The organism is Variovorax paradoxus (assembly GCF_030811855.1).
Lineage (GTDB): Bacteria > Pseudomonadota > Gammaproteobacteria > Burkholderiales > Burkholderiaceae_C > Variovorax > Variovorax paradoxus_L.
Genome location: NZ_JAUSRN010000027.1, coordinates 1 through 24,147, shown reverse-complemented (window position 1 = coordinate 24,147; position 24,147 = coordinate 1). Strand labels below are relative to the sequence as shown.

Sequence of the window (24,147 nt, the reverse complement as noted above, 5' to 3'; positions counted from 1 at the left end):
GCGTTGTACTTGCTCTCGGTGACTTCGCCCAGGGCGTTGACCGTGTAGGCCAGGCGCCCGATGGGGTCGTAGAAGAAGAGCGTGCGGTGGCCGTTGGCGTCGGTGGTGCTGGCGCGCCGGCCGGCGGCGTCGTAGGTGTGGGTGAGGCCGTTGGCGGCCCACAAGGCAAGCGGATCGGTCAGGGCGACGGCATCGCTGCCGCGGCCGTCGAGTTCGCCGATGAGGCGGCCCTGGATGTCGTAGCGCTGTCGGCTGGTGCGGGCCTCGGCGGTGCCCAGCGCGGTGGTGGCCTGGACGAGCTGGCCCACGCTGTCGTAGGCGAACTGGGTGACGGTGCCTTCGGCGTTGGTGCGGGTGAGCAGCTGGTTGGCCGCGCTCCAGGTCTGGGTGACGGTCTGGTCCTGGGCGTTGGCACCGGGGCGCACCGAAGCCAAGGTGGCGCTGGCGCTGACTCCAACGGCTTTGTTGGCGTAGCGCTTGGTCTGGGTGACGTTGCCGCGGGTGTCGTAGACGGTCTCGGTGAGATAGCCCTCACCGTCCACCTGGCCCACGAGGCGCCTCTGGGCGTCGTACAGGTTGTAGCTGTTGATGTCGGCGCTGCTGTTGGTGCCGGGGCGCAGGCCGCTGAGGTTGTAGCTGGCGCGCGTGATAGCCACGGCCGCAATGCGGGCCGACACGTTGGCAAAGTTGGCCGCGCGGTTGGCGTAGCCGATGGTCTGCACCAGGTCGCCAGCGGCGTTGTACTTGTATTCGGTGAGGTAGCCCTCGGCGTCCAGCGTTCCTTGCAGGCGGCCGTCGCGGTTGTAGAACTCGGTGACAGTGCGGTCTTGCAGGATGTCCAGCGCCGCATAAATGGTGGTGAGGGGCGTGCCTTGGACGACCTGTGTGAAGCCGATCTCGCCGTCCAGGTAGTGCGCATCGCCCGAGTAGGCGGCCGTGAAGCTGTGCGTGCCCGGGGGCAAAGCGACACCCGAGAGCGTGGCTACGCCGTTGACGATCTGGGCGGTGCCCAAGAGGCGGATGCCTTCGTAGAAACTGATGAGACCGCTTGGTGCAATGCCGCCGACCTGCACCGAGAGGCTGCCGTCCTGGGCGATCGAGGCGGCCGTGAGGTTGGTCAGGCCGGCGGGGGCCTTGGCGATGATCGGGTAAGCGTAGGAGGTGGACGTGGCGTTGTTGGCGTCGCCGGAATAGACGGCCTTGATCGTGTGCGAACCGACCTCCAGGTTGCTCACGCTGAGCACGCCCTTGCCGTTGACCAAGGTGACGATGGCCAAGAGCGTCGTGCCATCGTAGAAGCTGACGGAGCCGCCCTCGGGCTTGCCTTGGCCCGTGGGCGTGGCCGTGAGGGTCAGGGTCGATCCGTAGAACGATGCATCAGGAGCAGAAGTGACACTGACATACGTTGAAGCAGGGGTAGCGAGGATTTGCTGACTGAACGTGGCACTGGAAGCTGCGGCGAAATTGGCATCGCCCGAGTAGCTGGCCGTGATCGCATCCGTTCCCAGCGCCAGATTGCTCAATGTCAGCGTGGCCGCGCCATTGATTACGCTGGACGTGCCAATGGCGACTCCATTGCTGTAGAAGGTGACGGTACCGGCGGCTGCAGCCCCCAGATACGCGGAGTTGGTTGGCCGGACATTTGCTGTAACGGTCAACGGTGAGCCCACTGTCGATTGGGCCCGAGACGATGTGAGGGTGATGCCGGCCTGTGCGCCGCCTACGACGAGCTGCCTGCCGGAACTCTTGCCGGCGGGCGTGGACGGGTCGCCCGAATAAACGACCGTCAGGCTGTGGGTTCCCTGAGAGAAAGGCGCCAGCAGCGCTTGCGGCAAACTGGCCATGCTGCTAGACGACGCCATGAAGCTGCCCACCAGCGTATTTCCATCAAAGAGACTGAACGTGCCCGTGTAGTTGTACGAACTGCCGCCGGCAGAGACTCCGGCTGAAACCGGCACCCCCGCTTCAGCGGTATAGGGCGTCGTAAAGTAGACGGTCGTGTTCAATGCGGCCGGTGCTGTCACTGAGCCAGCGGTCACCTGAATGGTCGGACCTTGGGCAATGACGCTGCCGGCATTGTTGGCATCTCCCGCATACGCCGCACTGACCGTGACGGAACCGGTCGGAAGATAGTTGGTCACCAAGCTCGCTTGGCCGTTGACCACCGAGGCCGTGCCAAGAAGGATCATGCCTGCGAAGAAGGACACCTTCCCGCCAGGGGCCGCACCCGCCACCTGCGCCGTCAGCGTCACCGGCTGGCCCTGCGTCATGCTCGCCGCAGACGCGGTCAGCGTGGTCGATGTAGGAGAAGGCAACGTTGTGCTTGAAGCTCCCGACGAATTGCTGGTTGCATTGCCAGCATCACCCGCATAGACAGCCTTGAAGGCTGCAGCGTTGGCCGGAGCTGCGATCTGAATCGACGCGACACCATTTGCCAGCGTCGCGATCCCTACCACCGTGGTGCCGTTATAGAAAGTCACCGTGCCGCCTGGCAACGTGGAGGGGCCAAAAGCCGTGCCCACGGTCGCACTCAGATTCAATGTGGAACCGCTACCGGAAACTAGGAGCGCGGTCTTGGTGGGATTCGGATTGACAGTGAGGCTTTGCTGATAAGACGTAGCGGCTGCATGAGTGGTGTCTCCCGCATACTCCGCACGAATGCTCAGGCTGCCCACAGGCAGGCTGCTGGCCGTCAGCATCGCCAGCCCGTTGATGACGACGGCTGTGCCGACGAGCGTCGTCCCGTTGTAGAACTTCACCTCGCCCGTGGCAGGCGCCAACCCCGGCGGCTGGCTTGTTGTCAGCCACATCGACAACGTGACGCTCTGCCCATAGACGGCCCCATAGCTGGGCGAGAAACTCAGCGCAGCACTGGTGGTCGCCCCGGTGATCGTCTTCTGGACAACGGGCGAGATGCTCGCGGGCCGCAGCGTATCGCCCGAGTAGGCGGCGCGGATGCTGTCGACACCGATGGGCAGCTCTGTCGTGGACAGCGTGGCCACGCCATTGACCACCGGCGCGCTGCCGATGACGGTCTCGCCGCTGAAGAAGGTCACCATGCCGCCGGGCGACGTGCCTTCGATGTTCGCCGTGAGCGTCACCGCCGAGCCCAGTGGGCTGGTTCCCGCACTCACACCCAGCGTGACCCCCCCCACCGTCGCCGCATCCACCAGGATCTGCACATTGGCGCCATTGCCCAATTGCGTCACGTCGATCGGATTGGCCAGTTGCGTGACCGACAGGATGCGCGAGGCACCGTCGTAGGTGGTCTGGGTGACGTAGCCCAGCGCATCGACCTGCCACGTCAGCCGGTTGGCCGTGTCGTAGAAGCGCCAGACCTTCTGGTCCTGCGGCGTGCCGGCCGGGCGCAATGCCGTCAGGCTGGTGGTGGTGTTCGTCGCGCTCCACGCGGTGGTCGGGGTGCCCGACCCGTCGATCAACGCTGCAGTTCCGATTCGCGTCGTGTATGCGATGGTCTCGCGCAGCTGCCCGTTGGCGTTGTACACGTACTCGATCACTGCGCCGGTCGCATCGATGTCGGCGACCTTGCGATCCGCCGCGTCGTACAGCATCCACTGGCGCACGCCGGTCGGGTCCTGCGTCATCAGCAGGTTGCCGTCCTTGTCGTAGGCGTAGCTGGTGGTGCCGAGCACGCCGGTGCCCACGCTGGTCTGGGTGATGCTGACGAGGCGCCCGGCCTTGTCGTAGGCCGAGATGGTGACCAGCCCGTTGGCCAGGGTGACGCTGGTCTTGCCGTTGGCGTCGTCGTAGCTGGTGATGGTGGTGTTGGGCGTGACGCCGCCGTCGAGCGAAGGGCCGCTCGCGGAGAGCAGCCGGCCCAAGCCGTCATAGGTGTAGGTGGTGACGGCGGCTGTACCGCCGGCAATGGCCGGCGCGATGGTCTGCAGCAGCAGGCCGTGCGGATCGTAGATGTACTGGGTGGTGGCGGCGGTGGCGGCATCGCCCTGTCCGCTGGCATTGATGGCCCCGTAGGTGGTGGCGGTCTGGAGCTCGCCGCGGCCATCGTAGGTGTAGTCGGTGCGCTGGCTGCGCGTGAGGTCCTGGCCCTGGCGCCAGGTGACCATCTGCGCCTCGGTGGGGACGGCCGTCTGCGCGAGGGCGGCGGTGTCGTATGGCGCGCCTGCGTATTCGACGGCGCTGGTGCGCAGGCCGTAGGCGTCATAGCTGTATTCGGTGACGTTGCCCTGGCCGCTGACGACAAAGCGCAGCTGGTAGGGGTTGTTCTGCGCATAGACGTAGCGCACGGTCTCGGGCAGCGCGGCCTCCTTGCTGAAGGCCCCGCGGCTCACGGCGGCATCGGCGTAGAGGGTGTCGGTGAGCAGCTGGTTGGCCGCGCCGTAGGTGCGGGTGCGGGTGTCGCCGGCGGCATCGACTTCTTTCAGAAGGTTGCCGAGCTCGTCGTAGGTGAGCGCCACCTTGTGGCCTTCGCCATCGGTGACGAGGGTGACGTTGCCCGAGGTGTCGTAGGCATAGCTGACCTGGCTCAGGCCGGCGGTGTTGGCTGCGGTGACGCCTTGGCGCACCTGGACGAGCTGGCCTTGCGCGTCATAGAGGTAGACGGCGGATGCGCCGAGCGCATCGGTGACGGTGGTGGTGCCGGCGGCGGTGTCGTAGGCGAAGGTGGTGACGGCCCCGAGGGCGTCTGTGACGCTCTGGACTTTGTAGACGCCGCCGGCCTGCACGTAGGTGAAAGCGAGGCTAGTGCCGTCGCTCTGGCTAACACCGGCCACGCGCCGGCTGGCGCCCTCGTAGGTGTAGGTGGTGACGTAGGTCTGGCCGTCGGCCACGCTGTTGTCGTCGGGGCTGAGGTCGACGGTGACCTTGGTCAGGCGGTTCAAGCCGTCGTAGGCGTAGCGCACGCGGGTGGAGGTGGCGCCCGCGGCGCTGACGGTGCGGATCTGGGTGAGGTTAGTGCCGCTGTAGTCGTAGTAGGTGACTTCGCCGTTGGCATTGGTGACCGACTTCACGGTGCCATTGCCGTTGTAGGCGTAGCTGACGGTGTTGCCGCTGGCGTCGGTGGCGGAGGCGAGGCGGCCCTGGCCGGTGGATTGGTAGCGCTCGACAAGCTCGCTGTCGCCGTCGGTCCAGACGAACTCGGAGGCGCCTGCGTCGTAGGCGATGGTGTCGAAAGCGCCAGCGCCGGCAGTGCTCACGTAGAGGCTTCTGGCGGCGTCCCAGGTGTAGACGGCCTGGGCGCCGTCGCGGTCGGTGCGGGTGAGGGTGCTGCCGGCGGTGGCCACGGTGCCGGTGAGCAGCATGCGCTGGCCGAAGGCGCCGACGGCCCAGTTGTCGGCGTTGTCGTCGCTGAGCAGGCCCTGGCTGTTGTAGGTGCGCAGGCTGACGGTGTCCGGGCCGCGGCCCAGCAAGAGTTCATCGCGAGTCTGCAGCACGAGGTTGCCGGTGGCGGCGTTGACGTAGGCCTGTTCGCCGCTGCGCCCCTGCCCCGCCATGCCCACCTGGCCGCGCTGGCCCAAGGTGGCCAGCGAACTCAAACTCAAACCCAGACTATTGCCGCTGACGATTGCAACCATGGAGCGCCTCACCCTTGTTCCCTGGAACCGCCGATCGGCAGCCAGGGACGCTGCCCGCATCGGCTCGATGCGGGCAATGCCCACTCAGGGTCCTCCCCTCTGGCTGGCCAACCCATTACCGGGCTGGCTTCGGTTCTTCTGCAGAACTCATCCGGCGCGCGGCCGATTCGTTTAGCCAAAGACCTACTGCTACGCGGGGGTAATCGTCGCCCCGCTGGGCGCTAAACAAATCTGGCGAGCGCTGGATATGTTGTGGACGGGCCATCGAAATCGACGCGAACCACATTCGCGTTCGCACACCGTGGCCTCGAGTCGTCCAGGTTGTCACACATGCTTGCGCATGCAGAAAGGGAAATATGGGAATCGTTCAAAAAGCGGGCCAGCTGTTCGTCGAAGGCCACGAAGCGTTTGTCGGCGGGCGCAGCGCACAGCGCGATGCACAGGAAGGCTGGTCGGTCACGGCAAGGCCCTACCGCCCCAAGCCGTCCGATGAGGCACTCAAGGCCTTGTGCCAGACGACCGACTGCACACAGCCCACCTGTTTTCTGGCGGGCAATCGCGTTCTGATGGCCGACGGCTCGCGCAAGAACATCGAGGACGTCCTAGTGGGCGATCTCCTGATGACAATGTCGGGCCCCGACCGGGTTCGCGCGCTAGAGCGTCCCGTCCTGGGCATGACGCGCAAGGTGATCGAATTGCACGGCCTGGGCGACGAATGCCTGTTCATGTCCGACGAGCATCCGCTCTGGGTCAGCCGCCGGGCAGCCGACGGAACTGTGTCGCAGAGCTGGGGGACCTATAACCTCAATCACCTGCTGTTCGAGATGCGCAATTCCATCGAGCCACGACTCGCTACGCCGCCGATCCCCTTGAACATCGATCTGCCGGAACAGCTGGCGCATGTCAGCGGCTGGGTCCATGCCCGACCGATCTACCACCACATGGACCCGTCGACCCAGCTCTACAACATTGCCACCGAACAGAGCTGCGGAATTTTTGTCGAGGGCTTTGCGGCTTTCAGCCATTGTCTGGGCGCGTTGTTGCCTGCAAAACCCTGGCAAGGTCTGTCAAAGGACCTGGCCGCGTCCCTTTTCGTGCAGCAAGTCAGTACAGCGTGTGCGTGAACCTGGCCGAAAATCCAGTCACGGCCACGCCGGCCGTCGCTGAGATTCGGCCGGCGCTTGCCAGGGCCTGCCTCATCAAGGGCGGCACATTGGTGGTGCGTCTGCCTGAGCGCGAGCTTTCCGTCCGGGCGCCCGCAAGGTTTTTGCGGGCGCTATTTGACTGGTGCGACGGCAGGCGGACTTTCGCGGAGGTCGTAGCGCTTGCAGAGGCTAAATGGCCCGATTCCAGGTTCGAAGAGTTTCTGCGGGAAATGCTCGAATGCGGCGTGCTGGTCGACGCACATTTCGCACTGTTAAATGCCCTGAGCGACGAACGGCGGCAACGGGAGCAACTCACCCCGTCGAGCAAGTTTTCGCCTGCTCCATCCGAAGGGGAAAGTGCGACGGTGTTGCCGTCCATGGCCGCTCTCACAACCCTATTGGGTGAACTTTTTTGCAGCGCCAGCGCATTGGCCGTTCCACTTGTGGAGGAACGTCGTCCAACGCCCCTGCGTGCTGCAGTCGCACTTCGTGAGCCTATCAATGGGAAGGGGCCGGGCATTTTTCACGTGACCCGCCCGAACGCGGAGCTTCTGTGGCGGCCCGCAGGGCCTTTGGACGAAGCGGCATTGCTCAGTCTTGCGGCTTCGCCGTATGCCGTTTCACGCAGCCCGATTGTTTTGATTGTCTTCGCGGGCGGTCGATTCTCGACCGAGGGGCACATGTTGCCGGCAGACATGGCGCTCATGGCCGCAGGTGCCGCCATGCAGCGCATGCGATCCCGAGCGCAAGAGCTCGGGTTGCAGTGGCAGCCTATTCATGTCCTCGACGCGGAAGCGATGCGCGCCTTGTGCGGCATCGAGCGGTCTGCCTTTGTCGATATGGTGCTCATCGGCGCCAGCGCCCCTGGGCAAACCAAGCCTGCAGCGCCTGCGCCCCGCGCCATCACCGTGCGGTGGCGCGGCGCTGGCGATGAGCTGCGAGGGTCCTTTGTCGCCGAGGCCGTCGTGCACTCGAAGGAGAAACCTGAAAAAGGATGGGGACGGTCGATCGATGCACGGGTGGCATGCGCCATTGCGGTTTCCGAGGCGGTGGAACGATACTGCTTCCGCCACCCTCATGCGGAACTTCGCTGCGCACAAGGCCGACAGTTCGATAGCAAGCTGGACCCGAGGAGCCTTGCCCAATTTTCTGAAGATCAGTACCGCCGGGCGCATGGGCTGCTCGTGCCTTACAGCGAAGATCTGGAGCACCTGTGGATCACCGGCAAGGATCTGGATACCGGCAACTCACTGTGGGTGCCAGCAGATTGCGTTTACAGCGGCAGCGATCTGCCTGCTCCATGCCGCTCCCGCATGTTGATGCGCCAAACATCCTCGGGCTGTGCCAGTGATGTCTCTTTGTCGACGGCCCTGGAGCGCGCGGGCCTCGAAATCGTCGAGCGCGACGCACTCGCCCGACACTGGCTGGCGCAACAACCCGGCACGGGCATTCTCTTGAACTCCCTGCCTCAAACGTTGCAATCGCAGGTCAACGAATTGCACGCACGCGGGTGCGAGGTCGATGTCTGCATTCTGAACGGCAGCCTGGGGCCGGTCATGATTGTGGCGGTCACATCGCCAGCCAAGGGCTTCTGCGCGATTGCCACCGTGTGCGGCAATTCAGCCAAACATGCCTTGGAACGAGCGCTGAGAGAGGCGCAGATCACAGCCCTGGTCAAACTCGCCCGCGCCCCAGAGCCCAGCGCTTCCCGTGTGGCGGTCCGGGCCGTGAGAACCCCTCTCGATCACGCCCAAGTTTTTTCTCAACGCACCCACTATCGCAAGGCCCATGCAATCACGCGAGGTCCTCGAACGACTACCTTCTCGAGCGTGGAACGCGAATGGCCCGATTCGCTGGAGGAACGATTGAAGCGCTGCGCCGACCGTCCAATGGCGGCGTGGGTGGACATGACACGCAGCGACGCGCCTTTGTCCCTCGACGGGCAGGCTGTCCGCACCGTCCGGGTGCTCATACCAGGCGCGGTGCCCATTGCTTTCGGATACGACGCGCTGCCGCGTGGGATGGGCGCGGCATGCGTGCCTCGCGGGAGATTTCCGCATCCCTTGCCTTGAGCCACGAGAACGCGCCATCTGCCAACTATGACGATATCCACAGTCTTCGACCATTTTCGCGCCGTCAAGGCCTGGACCTCGCGTCACAAAGCCGACGCGCAACTCGACATGAACAACCTTCAGTTGGAAGTGCGTTGTGCGAACCGGTACTTTTCCTTCTACCCGCTCTTTGCCGCCACGATCAACGGGCAACTCGCCCATGTCCCGTCGCTGTCCGAATCGGTGGTGGCCTTTGGCGGCTGGCGCCCGTATCGCACCTACGTGTTCGCCCTGTCGACCGACAAGCTGCTGTTCAAGCAGCATTTGGCCGAGGTTGGGCTGAAGACGCCGCAGACCTGGGGGCCGGCCGAAGTTCCAACCCGGTCCTACATCACCAAGCGATCGCAAGGCTCTTTCGGCTATGGCATCACGGGACCATTTCGTGCCGGCGAGCGTCCTCCCACCGCCGCCGCGCCCGCCGACAAAGCGGGAACGGTGTTCGCCGAGGAGTTCGTGGCCGGAAAGATCGTCAAGCTCTGGCTGTGGGGCGCCAAGGCCATATTCGCGGATGTACAGGAATACGCACACATCATCGGTGATGGCGTGACGAGCGCAGGCGAACTGGCGCGGCAGAAGATCCATGGCGACTCGGGCGCCAATGTCTTGGCCGATGATTCGATCGTGCACGCCTGTCTGGCGCTGCAGGGCGTTGCTCGCGACGACATTCCCGCTGGCGGGCGCTCGCTGTGGATCGATTTTCGCTATGGCCGCACGTTCCTGTCGCGCCAGGGGCGGGGGCGCACGGCCAATGCATTGCCGGCACTGCAGGCCCAGTGCGGCAGCCAACTGGGCGCACTGCAGCACGCCGTGGCCAAGGCGCTGCGTCAGGTGGCGGCGGTCCCGCTGGCTTGCAGCGTGGACGGCGTCCTGGATGCGCATGGCCAGCTCTGGTGGCTCGAACTCAACTCGAACCCCCTCTTTCCGCACTATGGCTACGACGCCATGCTGTCGGACCTGTTCGACCGGCCGGCCGCGGAGGCTTTGAGCATAGGCTCCGGAGACCGAGCATGAAAGATCCAATCAGAGACTGCCTTCGGCTGACCCAGGCCGATCTGCTGGCGCTGATCGGCGGCGAGTACCTCGCGCTGCGCATCCGCAACTTCTACAACCACGATCTTTGTGCCCTTCTCGCGGCGAGAATCACGGCCTTCGACGGCCTGCGGCCGTTCAGGTATGCCACGCACATGGCGCGATTCGGGCTGTCGCTCGGTGAAATCGTCGGCTCCGAGGAAGAATTGGGCGCGTACTTGAAGGCAGCGAGCGACGAGGTGGCGGGATTTCGACAGCTGTGCGCGCCTTTTCTCTCGCCCATCGACATGCTGCGGCTGGTCCTGGACGAGGCCTGGACCGCCGGCGCCAACATAGCCACGATCCGGCAAAGAAAAGCATTCACCGGCGTGGCCAGAATCGTCCAGGAAGGGGGTTCGACACCGCCGCATCAGGACCGGCTGGTGGCGCGCCATGTCGACCTTTCGGCGTTCGTGGCCGAACAGCTTGCCGCGAACGTCTATCTGCAGACATCCTCCTCGGGGGGTGAACTCGAACTCTGGGATCTGCAATTGAGTGCTGCCGAGTACCAGGCGATCCGCGAGCCTGGCAAGGCCGGCGTGACAGCGCACAGTCTTCGGCCTCGCGACTTGTCGATTGCGCCCGATACCGGCGATCTGATCATCTTTCGCTCGACCAGCCTGCATGCAATTCAGCAGGCCGGAGGCCGGCCGCGGGTGACCTGCTCGTCTTTCATCGGTTACAACAGCGTGGAGAAGCCTCTTGTCTTCTATTGCTGAAGTGTTCCGAGTACCGCCATGCAAATCCGATTGGAGATGGAGATGAACCTTGAACCGACTGCATTCGATGCCCTGATGACCCAAGGCATGGCCGCGAGCCAAGCCAACAATGGCGCGCAGGCGATCGAATGGTTTCAGAAGGCAAGCGCCGCCGAGCCCGCCGCGGGACTGCCTCAGTTTCTGCTGGGTGCCGAATTCGCGGCGCTGGGGCAGATGGAGCAGGCTGAGGCGGCATTCGCCAACGCAACGCGGCTGGCGCCGGACTTCCCGATGGCCCGATACCAGCTGGGGCTGCTGCAATTCAGTTCAGGCCGCGCCGCGATGGCGTTGCTGACTTGGCAGCCGCTGCTTGGTCTGCCCGATACGGATCCTCTGCCCCATTTCGTGAATGGATTTGCCGCCTTGGCGCACGACCGTTTCGAAGAAGCGTTGCGGCATTACGAGCAAGGCTTGGTGCTCAACACCACCAACCGTGCGCTGTCGGACGACATCAAGAAAGTTGTCGCGGGCATCAAGGCGTTGGTCCCGAACACCGCACCGGAGGTAGTCGAGCGCGGCGAACCGGGCGCATCCGACACCCATGTGCTGCTGGCCAACTATCAGCAGCTTGGACGTCCGCATTGATGGGGGCACGTGCCGTGTGTGCAGTCCCATCCGAGGCGCGAAGCGATGATTGACCCGTCGTCGCACTTGGCTGCGATGATTCGTGCCCAGTTCGGCGCGCAGTTCCGTGCGCAGGCCCAGACTCGTCCCGATGCAAAGCGGGAGGCGCCTCGCAATATCGACGATCCAGGTCAGCCCGCTGAAAAAAAGGAAGCCCAACTCCAGCAGATGGTGGCACTGCGCGTGCGCGCGCTGGCGCCCGAGGATCCTCAACGCCAGCGCAAGGCGTTCAGGCTGTTCCTCGAGTCGGTGCTGATGCAGGCATTTGGACGCGAACGCCTTGACGACCGCGGCTTCGACCAGTTGGTTGATGCGGTTATGCAGCAGATGGAAAGCGACGCAGATCTCCATGCGGCTTTGCGCGAAGCCGGCGACCAGTTGCTTGCTGAAGCCACTGCGGACGCCAACAGCCGCTCTACCCCCGAGGCAAAAGGGCGATTGCCGCGCTAAGTGTCTTTGCGCTCCGGTTCCTGTTCGGTCGCGCGAAAAAGATCAGCCATGTCGCCGCCCAAGGGCGACGTACGCCCGCCAAGCAGCCGTCTTGCAAGCCGCTGGAGATCGTTGGCATCTTTCACTTCGCCGCTCAGCAGTGCATTGGCGTAGCGGCCTGACACATTGTTCTTGTCGAGCCGCAACGCCATTGCAGCATGCTCCTCGGCCTCTTGCCGCAGCTGCTGCATCGCCAGCACCACGGCAAGCCCGCCGTGGCTCTCTGCAAAGTTCCGGTCCAACGCCAAAGCAGCTTCGAAACTGGTGCGAGCCGCGGGCAAGTTGCCCTGCTGGATCTGCGTCCAGGCGAGACCATGCCATGTGCCGATGTGTGCTGCCATGTTGGACAGCGCGCGCTCGAAAGCCGCCGTGGCGCCTGCCAGGTCACCCGCAAGCAATGCCGCAAAGCCGCGCGTCGACCAGGCACGGCCGTCGTCCGGATGGCGTCGCAAGGCCGCGTCCGCCAATGCGGCCGCACGCACAGCATCGCGCGACGCCAGGGCCAGCGAGGCCTGGGCCACCAGAGCTTCGGCGGGGGCTTCATCCGGCGCGCTGTCGCCAAGACTGGCGGCCGACCAGCGATGTGCCGACGCAAGATCGGATGCATCGATCGCGATGAGGCTGGCAACGCCCGCCGCGCCGGTGTCGAGCTCACGGCGCGCTTCGGCGTCCTTCGCCCACGTCATGGCGCGTGTCAGCTGGGCATCGTGATGCAACGCTCGCAGCCATAGCTGTTGCAAAGCTCGCGTGGCGACCGTTGGCTGCAAGTCAGCACTGTCCGAGGAGACTGGTGCAGCCTCGACCAATGGAGCCAAACGGGCGATGCAATCCTGGTATCGGCCGCGCTTCAGGTCGATGAAGGCCAGGTTGTGCAGCAGCACCTCGGCAAACCCAGGGGGCGGATTCGGCGTTTTCGACAATGTCTCGAGCACGCCCAGCGCTTCCTCATAGCGTTGCTGAGCAAGCCAAAAATCGCCTTCTCGCAGTCGCCACGCAAGTGGCTCGTTGTCCAGCGCTTGCCCCTGCTCGAGGCGAAGGCGCGCGCGCGCCCACTCCCCGCAGGACAGCGCAGTTTCAAAGGCATCTATCAGCAGCGCGTTGTTGGACGGATCCTGGCGCAGGAACCCGTCGAGTCTGTCGAGACGCTGGCGGGCTGCTGCTAGAAAGGCGGTCGAGTTGGTCATGAAAAGATTGAATGTGATCTTCTTGCGGATAGAGGGTTACCAGGACACGTCGCAACGCGCATCGTCGCCCAGAAGCTCGCGCAACCGCAGCAGGCCTTGACGGTGCAATTGCGAAATGCGCCCACGCGTGACACCCATGGTGGTTGCGATCTCGTCAAATGGAATTTCTTGCACGTAGTGATACTGGATGATCCGCCTCTGCTGCTCTGTGAGCCGTTCTACCAGCCCGTGGAGAACCGTGCGCAGTTGGTGCGTTTCGGTTTTCCTAAAGTAGCTCACTTCGGGGGAAGGCGCATGAGTTTCGCTGCCGAAAGACTCGGCATCGACCATGCCCGTGTCCTCGAGCAGGATGCCCAAGGCCAGGCCGATACCGACTTCCGCGAGGTAGCGAAAGAGCTTGTCGCCGCTGCGCGAAGGGGCCTCGGGCGCGCCCCCGCCCTCGTATGCCACAGCATGCTCAGCGGCGTCCTTCGCTGCCTCAAGACGTTCCTGGCGCAGGCGCATCTTCACGCTGATCTGCTGATTTTTTTCGGTGAGGCTCACAAGGCCATTGAGCACCGCACCCCGCACGCGCTTGGCCGCAAAGGTCTTGAACTGGGCACCCTGATCGGGATCGTATCGATCCACTGCCTCGACGAGACCGATGCGTGCGAGTTGCAGGTAATCCTCGAACTCGACATCGCTATGGGTGCGCCGAGCGAATACTGTTGCCGCCACAATGCGCGCATACGGCAGATAGTGGCAAATGAGTTGCTCGCGCGCAGCCGCATCACGCTCCTCACGCCAGCAGGCCCACAGCGCGGCCGAGTCCAGGTCGCTGTCGACGGCGGCATTGATCGGCATCGAACTCGCGCGATACATGGTGGGTGCGCTGCGTCTCAGTGAAAACTGCCGACCAGCGCCTTGAGCACCAGGCTCCAGCCATCGACCAGGATGAACATCAGTATCTTGAGCGGCAGCGCGATGGTGGTCGGCGGCATCATCATCATGCCAAGCGCCATGAGGATGCTCGACACAATCAGGTCGATCAACAGGAACGGCAGAAAAATGACGAAGCCAATCTGGAATGCGGCGCGCAGCTCCGACAGCATGAACGAAGGAATGAGCTGCACATTGCTGATGTCTTCCATCGACTTGGGGACGGGCGCCTTCGACAACTCGACCATCAATGCCAAGTCTGCTTCCCGTGTTTGGCGAACCATGAAATCGCGCAGCGGCGCGATCCCTTTGCCATAGCCTTCCTCGACCGATAATTTTCCCGCCATGAACGGCTCGAACGCATCCTGGTTGAGCTTCTGCAACACCGGGGACATGGTGAACAGCGTCAGAAAGAGTGCCAATCCGATCAGGACCGTATTCGGTGGTGTCTCGCTCATGCCGATGGCATGGCGCAGCATCGACAGCACCACGATGATGCGAAGAAAGCTCGTGAGGCACACCAGCAGCGCCGGCAGGATGGCAAGTACTGTCAGGCCCAGAACCACACGCAAGGCTTGTGTGGTCTCGGTCGCGGGCGTCGTCAAGGCAGGTGTCGGCGTTCGAGGGGCGGTTTGGGCAACTTTCGCGCGTCCCGGGCTGGCCGCGGCAGGTGTTTGAGGCAGTGCCGAAGCGGCAGGAACTGGTGGGGGCACAACATTGCCGTCCAGTCCTGTTTCGATGCCGATGGCCGAAGCCGCCGCTTCAGGCGATTCGACCTGCGCATGAACCAAGGGCACCCAGAACAGCGCGGCGAAGATCAGCAGCAGTGCGAATATCTGGCAGCACCACTTCATTCGAGTGCTGGCCCATGCAGTGACAGCTGTCATGGCGCAACCTTCGATACGGGTTGCACACGTGGAGTCAACAGAGTTGCTATCTCAGGAACGGAAGGCGCCTCGGCAAGCAGTTGAACGGATTGGTTACTGCATCCCAGCAGCAGCCGTCGACCATCCCAGATTACGACGTGCAGGCTGTGATGGGGCGACAGGCGCACGCTCGATACTCGGGCGATCTCAGCGGACGGGGAAGTGTCGAGAAAATTCTGGAAACGCCGCAACCAAACTCCGGAGAACTTCGCAGGCCGTGCTTTCTTGCGCGCCACGATGACCCCGATCGCTACCAAAACCGATCCGATAGCGATGGCAAACCACCACCGATCGCCCACGGGGGTTGCCTCGCCTATCAGTTCGCGTTTAACCGGAATATCGGCCGGCAAACTGGTGCTCGCTGGAGATGCGCTCGTGCCAGTGGCGTTCTGCGCCAACAGCGGCGGCGAAAGCAACGATACCGTCGTCCCTACCAGAATTGCAAAGCACAGCCGGCGAACCCGGCCCAACACGATCCACGCGGTACCCTCAACAGCCTTCATCGGTCAGGATCCCGACGCCAAGCCCAGCGCGATCGGCAACTCCGTGATGCGAACCGCGAAGTGCCCATCGACGGCTACCAGTTGGCCTCGCGCGACCACTTTGCCTTCAATGGTCAGGTCGACCGCTTGATCGACCGCACGATCAAGGAGCAGAACATGGTGCTCCTTTGCTGCGAGCAGCTCGCCAACCGAAACGGTCGCCTCGCCCACACAGACCTGCAGCTTCGCCTTGATTTGATGCAGCGGATGCCAGTCGCGCAGGACCGTCGCGTGGCCGGCATGGTTTGCGGCATCGACCTCGCCACTCGCGTGGAGTTCAGGCAGCGCAATAATTTGCGCGGTGGGCATGCCGCCGCCTTGCAGCGGCCGGGTCCCGCGGTCGCCGATTGCGCGGTTGCCGCCAACAACTCCTTCCAGGGCTTGTGTCATGTTCTTTCCTTCGGATGGTGTGGGTTCATAGGGACCGCGTAGCAGTAGCAGTAGCAGTAGCAAGATGCGGCGACGCGACCGGCGATGCCGCCAGTTCAATGGCCATGCGGCCATCTCTTCGTCCCAGCCAGCCTTCGCAGATCGGCGAACCGATGGTGTTGACAACGTGTGCTGGCGAATCAAGCGCATGCGCCAAGGGCACCACATCGTTGAGCCGCAGATCCTGCAACTGGCCCAAACTCAGTTCCGTACCGGTCAACAGAACGCGCAAGCTGACAGGCTGCCCATCCAATGCTTGATCGAGGCTTTGCCTGGGTTCTGTCGCCGTGGGGGGTGTTGATGCGTTTGTCATTTTTTCCGCGCCGCTTCCGAGCAGTGCGGCGGCGACGGCATCGTGCGGCAGCCGCAAGGTCCATGTGCCTCCGCACCACGACCAGCGCACACCGAGCACGCCGGACCAGGGATTCGAAGGCGAGCTCGTTTCCGGGGCGCCACTGGCTTGCTGCGGCTCGACCGGAAAGCCATTCAGCAGCGCGCCGATGCGCTCGAGCCAATCGGTCCAGGCGGCGCGCACCACGGCCGTCGCGATGGGCGGAGATTCTTTTTCTGTTCCGGACGCGGCCCAGTCAGATGCGAACATTTGCAGCCCAATGCCGCTCATGGCGGCGCGCTCCGCCTTGGCGGTGACGGCGTCGCTTGCCGCGACCTCAAGGCTCGCAGATTTCGCGCGCGGCAATGGCGCGGAGCGCTTTGCGGCGAACGACCACCAAGCAACGTCGTGGGACGCCAGCACCTCGATGCTTTCGGATTCGACCACTTGGACCTCCGCGACGTGAGACGAAGCATCGCACGCTGGAATCCACGCTGTGCACCATTCGCGGTGCATCGCTAAAAAACGCTCGCGTACTGCCTCCTTCTGCCCGCCTTGCCATCTGCGTAGAGGGCGTGCCCGAGACGCCGATTCCGCCAGATCGAGCAAAGCCGAAGGCGGCGCTGCAGCGAAGGGTGCCGCGGTCATTTGCTCCTCATCGAGAACAGTTCCTGCAGCATGTCGTTGGCAGTCGATATCACCTGCGAACTCGCCTGATAGCCTCGCTGCATGATCACAAGGTCGCTGAATTCCTGCGAAAGGTCGACGTTGGATATCTCGATCTGCCCGGAATGCACCTGTCCGAAAGCGCCCTCACCGGCAACTCCCAGGTGCCAGGCATTCTTGTCGAGCACTTCGAACTGGTTGTCGCCCACGGCGCCGACGGCATCGGGGGTGTCGAACCGCGCGAGCGCCAAGCGAGCGCCTGTGGCCGTCTGCCCGTTCGAGTAGCTCATCCGCAGCGCACCATTGACGTCGAAGACTGTGCCGGTCAGCGTGCCGGGGCCCACGCCGTCCTGCGAATCCATCGCAAGCGTGGACTGCCCGGCAAAGAAGACGACGTCGGTGCTGAAATCGAGCGTCAACTGCATCGGCGGCTGTCCCGCGGGTGAATAGGTCATCGACATCAGGGCGGTCTCGGATGTTGGTTTTCCGCCGCTGAAGACCATCGTGCCGCTGCCCACGACGGAAGTTCCGTCCATCAGCTCCACCTTCATCTCGGTACCCGTCGTGGTTGCGCTGACCACGGAGAACTTCAAGCCCAGCGTGTGGCTCGCGCCCGCTGCGTCGATCGCCGTGATGCCACTCGCCGTCTGCTCGGTGACGGTGTTCGACAGATTGCCCGACAGCTTGATGCGCGAGGTCGGCTTGCCCAGGTTCGTCATCTGTCCCGCCAGGCTGATTTGGACGAACTCGCCGTTGCTTCCCAGGCCCATGACCTTTTCCCCGCTGTCGCGGCTCACGAGCACGCCGTCGGTATCGAACTTGAACTGTCCGGCGCGGGTGTAGCTGATCTTGCCTTCAGCATCCTTGAGCGCGAACAAGCCTTGCCCGTCGACGGCCATGTCGAGCTCATTACCGGTCTGGCGCAATTCGCCCTGCTTGAACGACATCGTGGTTCCAGTCGTGTTCAAACCGAAGCCGACTTGGTTGTAGTTCTGGCTGGCGTTGCCGCCGCTCAGGTTGCCACCGCTGTAGAACAGGTCCGCGAACTGAAGACTCGAGCTTTTGAAGCCCGGGGTGTTCATGTTCGCGGTGTTGTTGGCGATCACGCGCAGGCCGCGGGAGTACCCCAGCAAGCCGGTCATTCCGACGTAAATGGATTCAAGCACGATAGGTTCCTTGGAAGATGCCGAGCGCCGCCTAGCGCACAGCCACGATCTGGCTGAGCGAGATATCGCTCAACGTCGCCCCGGCCGCGGTCTGTACAGTGAGCAGCGGCGTATCGCCAGCGAGGGAGAGTGCGTTGACCGTTCCAGTCACAGCGCCGCCCGTGGTGGTGATGTCGACCTTTCGGCCGATCAATCCCACGGATTGCAGCGCCGCCTGGTTGGTGATCAGCGTCTCGATCTTGTTGTTCAGCTGCTGGGTCTGCTCCAGGTTTGTGAACTGAGCCATTTGAGCCATGAACTGCTGGTTGTCCATGGGTTTGAGCGGGTCCTGGTAGGTCAGCTGGGTCAGCAGGATCTTCAGGAAATCCTCCATGCCCAGGCTGCTGGCCTTCAGATTGGTACCGCTCGTCGCACTGCTTATTGCATCGATTGCCATTACGCCCCCTTTGATTGAATTGGATGGAACACACCGTGGCGGACGTCGCCACCTGAATAGAGTTGGCCGTCAGGCGCCGTCGCGCTGGCCCCAGCTCGCCAGACCAGGCGCCCGTTGCACACGACCTGACAGAGGCGCTGGCCGCGGCTTTGCGAGAGACCGCGCTGCAGATCGGCCACGATCTGGGGCAGCATTGCGGCCAATGCCTCATCGTCGGCACGCATTGCGATCCAAACGGCTTGGCCTTCTGGCAAGGTTTCTTCGTGCAGCCGCAGCAATGCTGGCGTTTGCTCGGAGGGCATCGACGCCTTGGGTCGTGAATCGGGGCGAATCTCGGTCGGAGCGCCCGTGAGGGTCTTCGCAAGATCGTCGATCACTCTCGTGCCGGCCGATGGACGAATGACCTCCATGCGAAGCACCTGCGTGTCACTTGGCACTTTGCTTTCGGCGCCTTGCTCGGTGATGAAAATGGTGGGCGTTCGCGCATATGCGCTTGCCGTCGTTCGTGGTGGCTGACCACGCATGTCGCCACCGCCGGTGCCCGCTGTCAAATCCGCGATCAACGAGGCGGGCAGCGCTGTCCGTGAAAGGGTGGCATCGCCGCCCTCGGCACCCACCGGAGCACGGGGTCGCTTGCCCCCACCGCACGCCTCCTGGCGGGCGGCCGCGTCCTCTCGATGGTTTGGTGTTCCCGCAGCACTCCGTTGGGAAGTGGCAACGGAGGGCTTGAACCACGCGGTCATCTGTGCGCGCTCCATCTCGCGTTGCCACGCCAGTTGGCGTTGCTCGGTTTCGCCTCCGCTCGTTGGCGTATCCCGCCGTGGCAACGGCGCCCCTGCTGAAATGATGTGAAAGGTCATCGCATGATCTCCAGGGCACTCCCGCGAGCAAGAGCCAAGCGCGCCAGCCAGTCGCGATCTTGCTCGACGCTGTTGCGCTGGCGAACCTCATCCGCGTATTGAGTGAGTGCATCCGCCCTGTGTTGTGCCAGCCCGTCGAGGCGAAGCTGCTGCGCCACGCACTCTCTTCTCAACCGGTCTCGCGCCGCAAGCTGCGTCTGGCGCCGAAGACCAAGCTGCTTCCACTGGCCGCGCAGACTGGCGAGATAGCTCAATGCGTGCCGATGCGCACCCGGATCGACCCGCAGCAGAAATGAGCGGTTTGTTTCCTCGGCTTGCTGATCATGCATATGGAGTACCTGGGCCATGTCGGTCTCGGTGCTTGTCAGCGCTTGTTGAGCTCTCGCGAGCCCGATCAGCAGCTTGTCCATGTTCCACTGCTGCTTCTGGCATATCGGGTCGAGCGCGTAGACAAAACCGCGCACGTCGACGTCCCGTGGCACTTGACCAAAGGTGGCCCTTGGAGTGCTCATGGCAGGCGCCCCTTCGACGCAGGAGCCATCGTCAGGATCTCGCGCAGCGTCTCGATCGATTCGGAGCGCGGCACACCGCCCACGCTTTGCCGCAACCACGACTGCAATTCCGCTTCGACTCCGATCGCGCGATCGAGCTCGGGATTCGAGCCTTTCTCGTAGGCGCCGATATCGATCATCTGCCGGTTGCGCTCCAGCACCGCCAGTTGCTGGACAGCCGATACGGCGAGCGAGCGCTGGTCTTTGTCGGCCAGCTCAGGCATTAAGCGGCTCACGCTTTTAAGCACGTCGATGGCCGGGTAATGCCCGCGATGCGCCAGATGGCGTGAAAGCACGATGTGCCCGTCGAGGATGGCACGCAAGGCATCCGACACCGGCTCATTGAGATCGTCGCCTTCGACCAGCACGGTAAGCAATGCAGTGATCGAGCCCCCGCCAGGTGCCGTTCCGCACCGCTCGCACAACTCGGGCAGTTCGGCGAAGACCGACGGCGTGTAGCCGCGGGCCGTAGGCGGCTCACCGGCAGAGAGGCCGACTTCGCGCCGTGCCATAGCAAAGCGCGTGATCGAGTCCATGGTGAGCAGAACGTTGTGGCCGCCGTCTCGAAAGAATTCAGAGATTGCGAGCGCCGCGTACGCCGCGCGCAACCTGGCCAGCGCTGGTTGATCCGAAGTCGCGACTACCACGACAGAACGCGCGAGGCCTTCGGGCCCGAGCTGCTTTTCGATGAACTCCCGCACTTCGCGCCCGCGTTCACCGATGAGTGCGATGACATTGATGTTGGCCTGGGCCTCGGAACCCTTGCGGGTCTTGACGTGGCGTGCAAGCAGGCCGAGCAGAGTGCTCTTTCCGACGCCGCTGCCCGCGAAGATCCCGATGCGCTGGCCTTGACCCAAAGTAAGGAGGCCGTCGATGCAGCGGATGCCGGTTTCAAGGATGTGGCGTATCGGCGGACGCTGCATCGGGTTGATCGGAGGCGCCTTGAGCGACCGTCGCTCGGACGTCCTTGGCCGGGACAGGCCGTCCAGCGGCTCGCCGAACCCATCGATAACGCGACCGAGCAAGTCATGACCGACCCCGATATGCGACTCCACCCCCAGCGCCTGGACTTCGCAGCCGACGGCGATTCCTTCGACCGATCCATAGGGCATCAAGGTCACGCGGCCCGGTTTCAAGCCGACCACTTCGGCGAGCACGCCGGATTGCACCTTGCCACCGCCCATCTCGGCAGCGCCGGCGGTTTCACCGTGCGTTCGGACCATGATGCGGCAGAGTTCCCCGACCGCCGCGTCCGGCCCGAGCGCGTCGATGGCCAGCCCTTGCATTTCGCGCACCCAACCGATCCGGCGGTGCAGCGCCGTGCCCTCGAGCGCTTGGCGATAGACGTTCAGCGCGTTCATTGCACGACTCCACCGGACCGGGCGGCGCGGCGCGTTTGCAGCAGCAAGTCACGCAGCGCGTTCAATTGGGTTTCGATGCGAACGTCAAGACCGCCTTCCGGTGATTCCACGATGCAGCCACCCAGGACCACTTCGGAACTCGCGACCCAGCGCACATCATTTCCACCGATTTGGCTCGACGTCCAGCCAGGTTCCTTCTGCAGTGCTTGCAGATCATCAGGGTGGAGATGGACAGCCACCGACTGCCGACCGCGCAAAGCACCCATGGCTTCGGTCAGTTGCGCACGGATCGCCTCAGGCTGAACGGCGGATTTGCCCAGAACGCGGCAAACAATCTCAAAGCACAGGGCCAGCATGTCGTCTTCTGCAGCTGCCAGCCGCGATTCGATCTGCGGAGGCAAGGCGGCGATCAGACCATCCACCACCTGGACTCGCGACTGGTATGCAGCCTGGGCTTTTTGCATCATTTCTCGATCCAAGCGCTCCGCACGGTCGCCGAGTTCGCGACTGGCTTCGATCGCATCGCGGGCGGCAAGCTCCTGAGCTTCTTCACCACCACGCGCGCGCCCCTGGACGATTCCCTCGGCAAAGCCGTCTTCGTATCCGCGCCGATGCGCCTGCTCCGCAATCCCGCCTTGATCAATTCCTTCCACGAGCCCGCTCTCATCCCTCGGTGTATGCGTTCTTCCTGCCGGATTCGGAACCCCACTCGTCGTGGGCGGCCGCACAGGCCCCGTCACCAGCAGGCGGGCGTTCCCCGGCCGGGCCAATGCCACTTCGCCCTGCACAACAACGTCGCGCAATACCTGCGTCGGCCGATCGCGCAGATCGGCCGATGGGCTTGGCTGCCGCGAGGTGGCAGTGATCACCTTGAAGCACCCCGCGACACACCACGGAAAACCTGTCGGAACGAATGCAGCAACTTCGGCCACGGTTCGTTCGCACCGGTTTCAATCGCCGACAGACCGCGCAGCCGGTCCGTCACACCGGCGATCAATGCCGCGCGCAATGAAGGCGGCATGGCCGAGGCACGAGCAGTTGCCGCGGAGAGCTCCGCCTCGACCCGTCGGCGATGGCCCGGCTCCATGGCATCTAGCAGCTTCTCGCGCCACCGCCAATCGGCGATGCGAAGCCATTCGACCACCAGTCCGATGGGCTCGGCCCGGAGACACCGGATGGCTGCCCGCAGCTGGAATTCGTCGAGCACCTGAAGTGCCGCCACCCCGGACAACGGTTCAGCACCATTGACACCATGGCGCGCGGCATCGGCGGTCGCCTCGGCGATCAGAGCGGGATCGCGTTCGATGCCCAAGGTCTCCAGTTCCAGCAAGAGGTCTTGCAACGCCGAGCGCTCTGCGGCTGGCAGGGCCTCGAGCGTCCACGTCCGGTCGACCGGCGCCATTGCATGCAAAAGCAGCGCCGCGCGGCGGGCCCCTGCCGACTCGTGCGCCGCCATCAGCTATCTCTCCTCGTAGCCGGCATCGCTGCACCAGGGACCGCCGATCGCGCCTGGGCACTACCGTCGGCGCGGTCGGCGCTCGCCATCCAGTCTCGTACGCGTCGCAAGGCTGCGGCTCGCTCCACCTCGGAAAGGGGTTTGTCTCCGTGCGCGTTGCCGCGCATGGCCGCGCCACCCCGCCCGAGACGAAACAGCAGCAGCGCCAGCAACAGCACGATCACCACGCCCACGACCAGCATCTGGAGGAAGGGCAGACCATGCACGGCCGTCTGCCCTGAAGGGGTTCGACCTGCATCTTCCATTTGAGGGAGCGGGCCGCCGGGAGCAGCCAACGAGGCTGCACCCTCAAACGCCGGGAGCGCACCCCCCACCAGAGACTGGACGATGACGGCATCTCCCCGGTCCGGTGATGCCCCGACAGCTGCGGCAATAACCTTGCGCAACTGTTCTTCCTGCGCAGGATCCAAGGTCTTGCGCACCACGGCCACCACATGGATGCGACGGATGGAACCGGGTTGACTCACGACCTGTTCCACGCGCCGACCCACCGCGTATTCGACTTCGCGTTGCGCGCTGCCGCCGCGCGCAGCGCCGTTGTCAGCCGCCTTGGTTTCGAATGCAGGTGTATCGCGCAGCACCTCGCGCTCCCGAACCACTACGCCTGTCGCCTGAAGCCCGGTTCGTGCCGCCGCGGGCAGTACGTCTTCGGTGGTCGTTCGAATCTGGTCCATGTTCAAGGTCACGTCGACGCTGGCAAGCGCCTGCCCAGACCCAAAGGCACGATCGAGAACGGCGGCGACCTTTCGGGCGAGATAGCTCTCAGTGTCGCGCTTGAGATCGAGCCGGCCGCTGTTCATCTCGGCATCGCCACCACCCTCCGCCCGCGTCAGCGCCACGCCGTGGCTGTCGACAATCGTGACGTCCTGGGTGGTCATGCCGGGCACGGCGGCAGCCACGAGCCGTTGAATGCCCACAACTTGTTCGGCCCGCAGTGCCTGTCCCTGCCGAAGAGACAGCGTGATCGAGGCCTTGGCCTTCGAGGTCGCCTGCTTGAACAATCCCTGCTCGGGCAGCGCCAGCAGCACGCGCACCTCCAGCACCTCAGATAGCGACTGGATGGTGCGGGTCAGTTCGCCCTGGAGAGCGCGCTGGTAGTTGATCTTCTGCGCGAACTCGGTCATGCCGAAGTCCGTGTTGTTGAACAGTTCGAGCCCGACCGCGCCATGCAGCGGCAGTTCCTTGCCCATGAGCTTGATCCGGGTGGCATGCACCGTTGCCTTGTCGACCAGGATCGAGGCACCGTTGTCCCCCAGTCGATAGGGAATCTTGAGGCGCTCTAACTCGGTGGTCATCGCCTGCGCGTCCTGCGGCTTCAGGTCGGTGAACAATGCCTGGTATTCGGTGTGCAGCAGCCACCACGCCAACACCGCGGTGGCCAGCAGGATGGCCACGCTGCCACCGATCAAGCCGATGCGTGCGCGGTGTGTCAGTCCTTGCCAGAAGTTCATATCGGCATCTTCATGATGTCTTGATAGGCCTCGAGCAATCGGCTTCGTACCTGCATCATCAAC

The 24,147-nt window shown here is 63.8% G+C and carries 22 protein-coding genes; 6 read left to right on the top strand and 16 right to left on the bottom strand.

The features are described from left to right. The coding region (locus J2X92_RS29155; RefSeq protein WP_307581312.1) for an Ig-like domain repeat protein at positions 1-5,552 on the bottom strand (5,552 nt) is incomplete at its 3' end. A 356-nt stretch (positions 5,553-5,908) separates the two neighbouring features. On the opposite strand from J2X92_RS29155, the gene J2X92_RS29150 reads away from it, so the two are divergent. Genes J2X92_RS29150 through J2X92_RS29125 form a run of 6 tightly spaced genes read left to right on the top strand, consistent with a single transcriptional unit; the run spans position 5,909 to position 11,708 of the window. Next, entirely contained in the window at positions 5,909-6,676 is a 768-nt protein-coding gene (locus tag J2X92_RS29150) for a hypothetical protein (RefSeq protein WP_307581310.1), read from the top strand. Next, positions 6,673-8,769: a YcaO-like family protein gene (locus tag J2X92_RS29145; protein WP_307581308.1), complete on the top strand. Its 2,097-nt coding sequence runs from the start codon at positions 6,673-6,675 to the stop codon at positions 8,767-8,769. Before J2X92_RS29150 ends, J2X92_RS29145 begins: the two co-directional genes overlap by 4 nt. Positions 8,770-8,796: 27 nt before the next feature. After that, on the top strand, positions 8,797-9,819 hold the full coding sequence (locus J2X92_RS29140; RefSeq protein ID WP_307581306.1) for a hypothetical protein: 1,023 nt from the start codon (positions 8,797-8,799) through the stop codon (positions 9,817-9,819). Continuing rightward, positions 9,816-10,595 (top strand): 2OG-Fe(II) oxygenase, encoded by a 780-nt coding sequence (locus J2X92_RS29135; protein ID WP_307581304.1) that lies wholly within the window; start codon positions 9,816-9,818, stop codon positions 10,593-10,595. Before J2X92_RS29140 ends, J2X92_RS29135 begins: the two co-directional genes overlap by 4 nt. Positions 10,596-10,613: 18 nt before the next feature. After that, entirely contained in the window at positions 10,614-11,219 is a 606-nt protein-coding gene (locus tag J2X92_RS29130) for a hypothetical protein (protein WP_307581302.1), read from the top strand. 45 nt (positions 11,220-11,264) lie between these two features. Then, the gene (locus J2X92_RS29125) at positions 11,265-11,708 is read left to right on the top strand and encodes a hypothetical protein (protein ID WP_307581300.1); all 444 of its coding nucleotides are present in this window, start codon (positions 11,265-11,267) and stop codon (positions 11,706-11,708) included. Here the strand turns inward: J2X92_RS29125 and J2X92_RS29120 are convergent. The 15 genes from J2X92_RS29120 to J2X92_RS29050 all read right to left on the bottom strand — a co-directional run bounded on the left by J2X92_RS29120 (position 11,705) and on the right by J2X92_RS29050 (position 24,140). Then, the gene (locus tag J2X92_RS29120) at positions 11,705-12,931 is read right to left on the bottom strand and encodes a tetratricopeptide repeat protein (protein WP_307581298.1); all 1,227 of its coding nucleotides are present in this window, start codon (positions 12,929-12,931) and stop codon (positions 11,705-11,707) included. The genes J2X92_RS29125 and J2X92_RS29120 overlap by 4 nt on opposite strands. A 36-nt stretch (positions 12,932-12,967) precedes the next feature. Further along, positions 12,968-13,774, bottom strand: a complete 807-nt coding sequence (locus tag J2X92_RS29115) for a sigma-70 family RNA polymerase sigma factor (RefSeq protein WP_307581296.1) — start codon at positions 13,772-13,774, stop codon at positions 12,968-12,970. A gap of 35 nt (positions 13,775-13,809) precedes the next feature. Next, positions 13,810-14,640, bottom strand: a complete 831-nt coding sequence (gene fliP, locus J2X92_RS29110) for a flagellar type III secretion system pore protein FliP (RefSeq protein ID WP_307581294.1) — start codon at positions 14,638-14,640, stop codon at positions 13,810-13,812. Between the two features lie 92 nt (positions 14,641-14,732). Continuing rightward, positions 14,733-15,278 (bottom strand): flagellar biosynthetic protein FliO, encoded by a 546-nt coding sequence (locus tag J2X92_RS29105; RefSeq protein WP_307581292.1) that lies wholly within the window; start codon positions 15,276-15,278, stop codon positions 14,733-14,735. 3 nt (positions 15,279-15,281) lie between these two features. Further along, positions 15,282-15,707, bottom strand: coding sequence for a FliM/FliN family flagellar motor switch protein (locus J2X92_RS29100; RefSeq protein ID WP_307581289.1), 426 nt, complete (start codon positions 15,705-15,707; stop codon positions 15,282-15,284). Between the two features lie 25 nt (positions 15,708-15,732). Next, on the bottom strand, positions 15,733-16,524 hold the full coding sequence (locus J2X92_RS29095) for a FliM/FliN family flagellar motor C-terminal domain-containing protein (RefSeq protein WP_307581287.1): 792 nt from the start codon (positions 16,522-16,524) through the stop codon (positions 15,733-15,735). A 197-nt stretch (positions 16,525-16,721) separates the two neighbouring features. Continuing rightward, positions 16,722-17,909, bottom strand: coding sequence for a flagellar hook protein FlgE (locus tag J2X92_RS29090; protein WP_307581285.1), 1,188 nt, complete (start codon positions 17,907-17,909; stop codon positions 16,722-16,724). A 31-nt stretch (positions 17,910-17,940) separates the two neighbouring features. Continuing rightward, positions 17,941-18,345: a flagellar hook assembly protein FlgD gene (locus J2X92_RS29085; protein ID WP_307581283.1), complete on the bottom strand. Its 405-nt coding sequence runs from the start codon at positions 18,343-18,345 to the stop codon at positions 17,941-17,943. Beyond that, the gene (locus tag J2X92_RS29080; protein ID WP_307581281.1) at positions 18,345-19,205 is read right to left on the bottom strand and encodes a hypothetical protein; all 861 of its coding nucleotides are present in this window, start codon (positions 19,203-19,205) and stop codon (positions 18,345-18,347) included. The genes J2X92_RS29085 and J2X92_RS29080 overlap by 1 nt, the downstream gene beginning before the upstream one ends. Continuing rightward, entirely contained in the window at positions 19,202-19,717 is a 516-nt protein-coding gene (locus J2X92_RS29075; RefSeq protein WP_307581279.1) for a hypothetical protein, read from the bottom strand. The genes J2X92_RS29080 and J2X92_RS29075 overlap by 4 nt, the downstream gene beginning before the upstream one ends. Then, positions 19,714-21,117 (bottom strand): FliI/YscN family ATPase, encoded by a 1,404-nt coding sequence (locus J2X92_RS29070; protein ID WP_307581277.1) that lies wholly within the window; start codon positions 21,115-21,117, stop codon positions 19,714-19,716. Before J2X92_RS29070 ends, J2X92_RS29075 begins: the two co-directional genes overlap by 4 nt. Then, the gene (locus tag J2X92_RS29065; RefSeq protein WP_307581275.1) at positions 21,114-21,986 is read right to left on the bottom strand and encodes a FliH/SctL family protein; all 873 of its coding nucleotides are present in this window, start codon (positions 21,984-21,986) and stop codon (positions 21,114-21,116) included. Before J2X92_RS29065 ends, J2X92_RS29070 begins: the two co-directional genes overlap by 4 nt. After that, on the bottom strand, positions 21,983-22,573 hold the full coding sequence (locus J2X92_RS29060) for a hypothetical protein (RefSeq protein ID WP_307581274.1): 591 nt from the start codon (positions 22,571-22,573) through the stop codon (positions 21,983-21,985). The genes J2X92_RS29065 and J2X92_RS29060 overlap by 4 nt, the downstream gene beginning before the upstream one ends. Then, positions 22,573-24,084, bottom strand: a complete 1,512-nt coding sequence (gene fliF, locus J2X92_RS29055) for a flagellar basal-body MS-ring/collar protein FliF (protein ID WP_307581316.1) — start codon at positions 24,082-24,084, stop codon at positions 22,573-22,575. The genes J2X92_RS29060 and fliF overlap by 1 nt, the downstream gene beginning before the upstream one ends. After that, the gene (locus J2X92_RS29050; protein WP_307581314.1) at positions 24,081-24,140 is read right to left on the bottom strand and encodes a flagellar hook-basal body complex protein FliE; all 60 of its coding nucleotides are present in this window, start codon (positions 24,138-24,140) and stop codon (positions 24,081-24,083) included. Before J2X92_RS29050 ends, fliF begins: the two co-directional genes overlap by 4 nt. Positions 24,141-24,147: the final 7 nt, after the last annotated feature.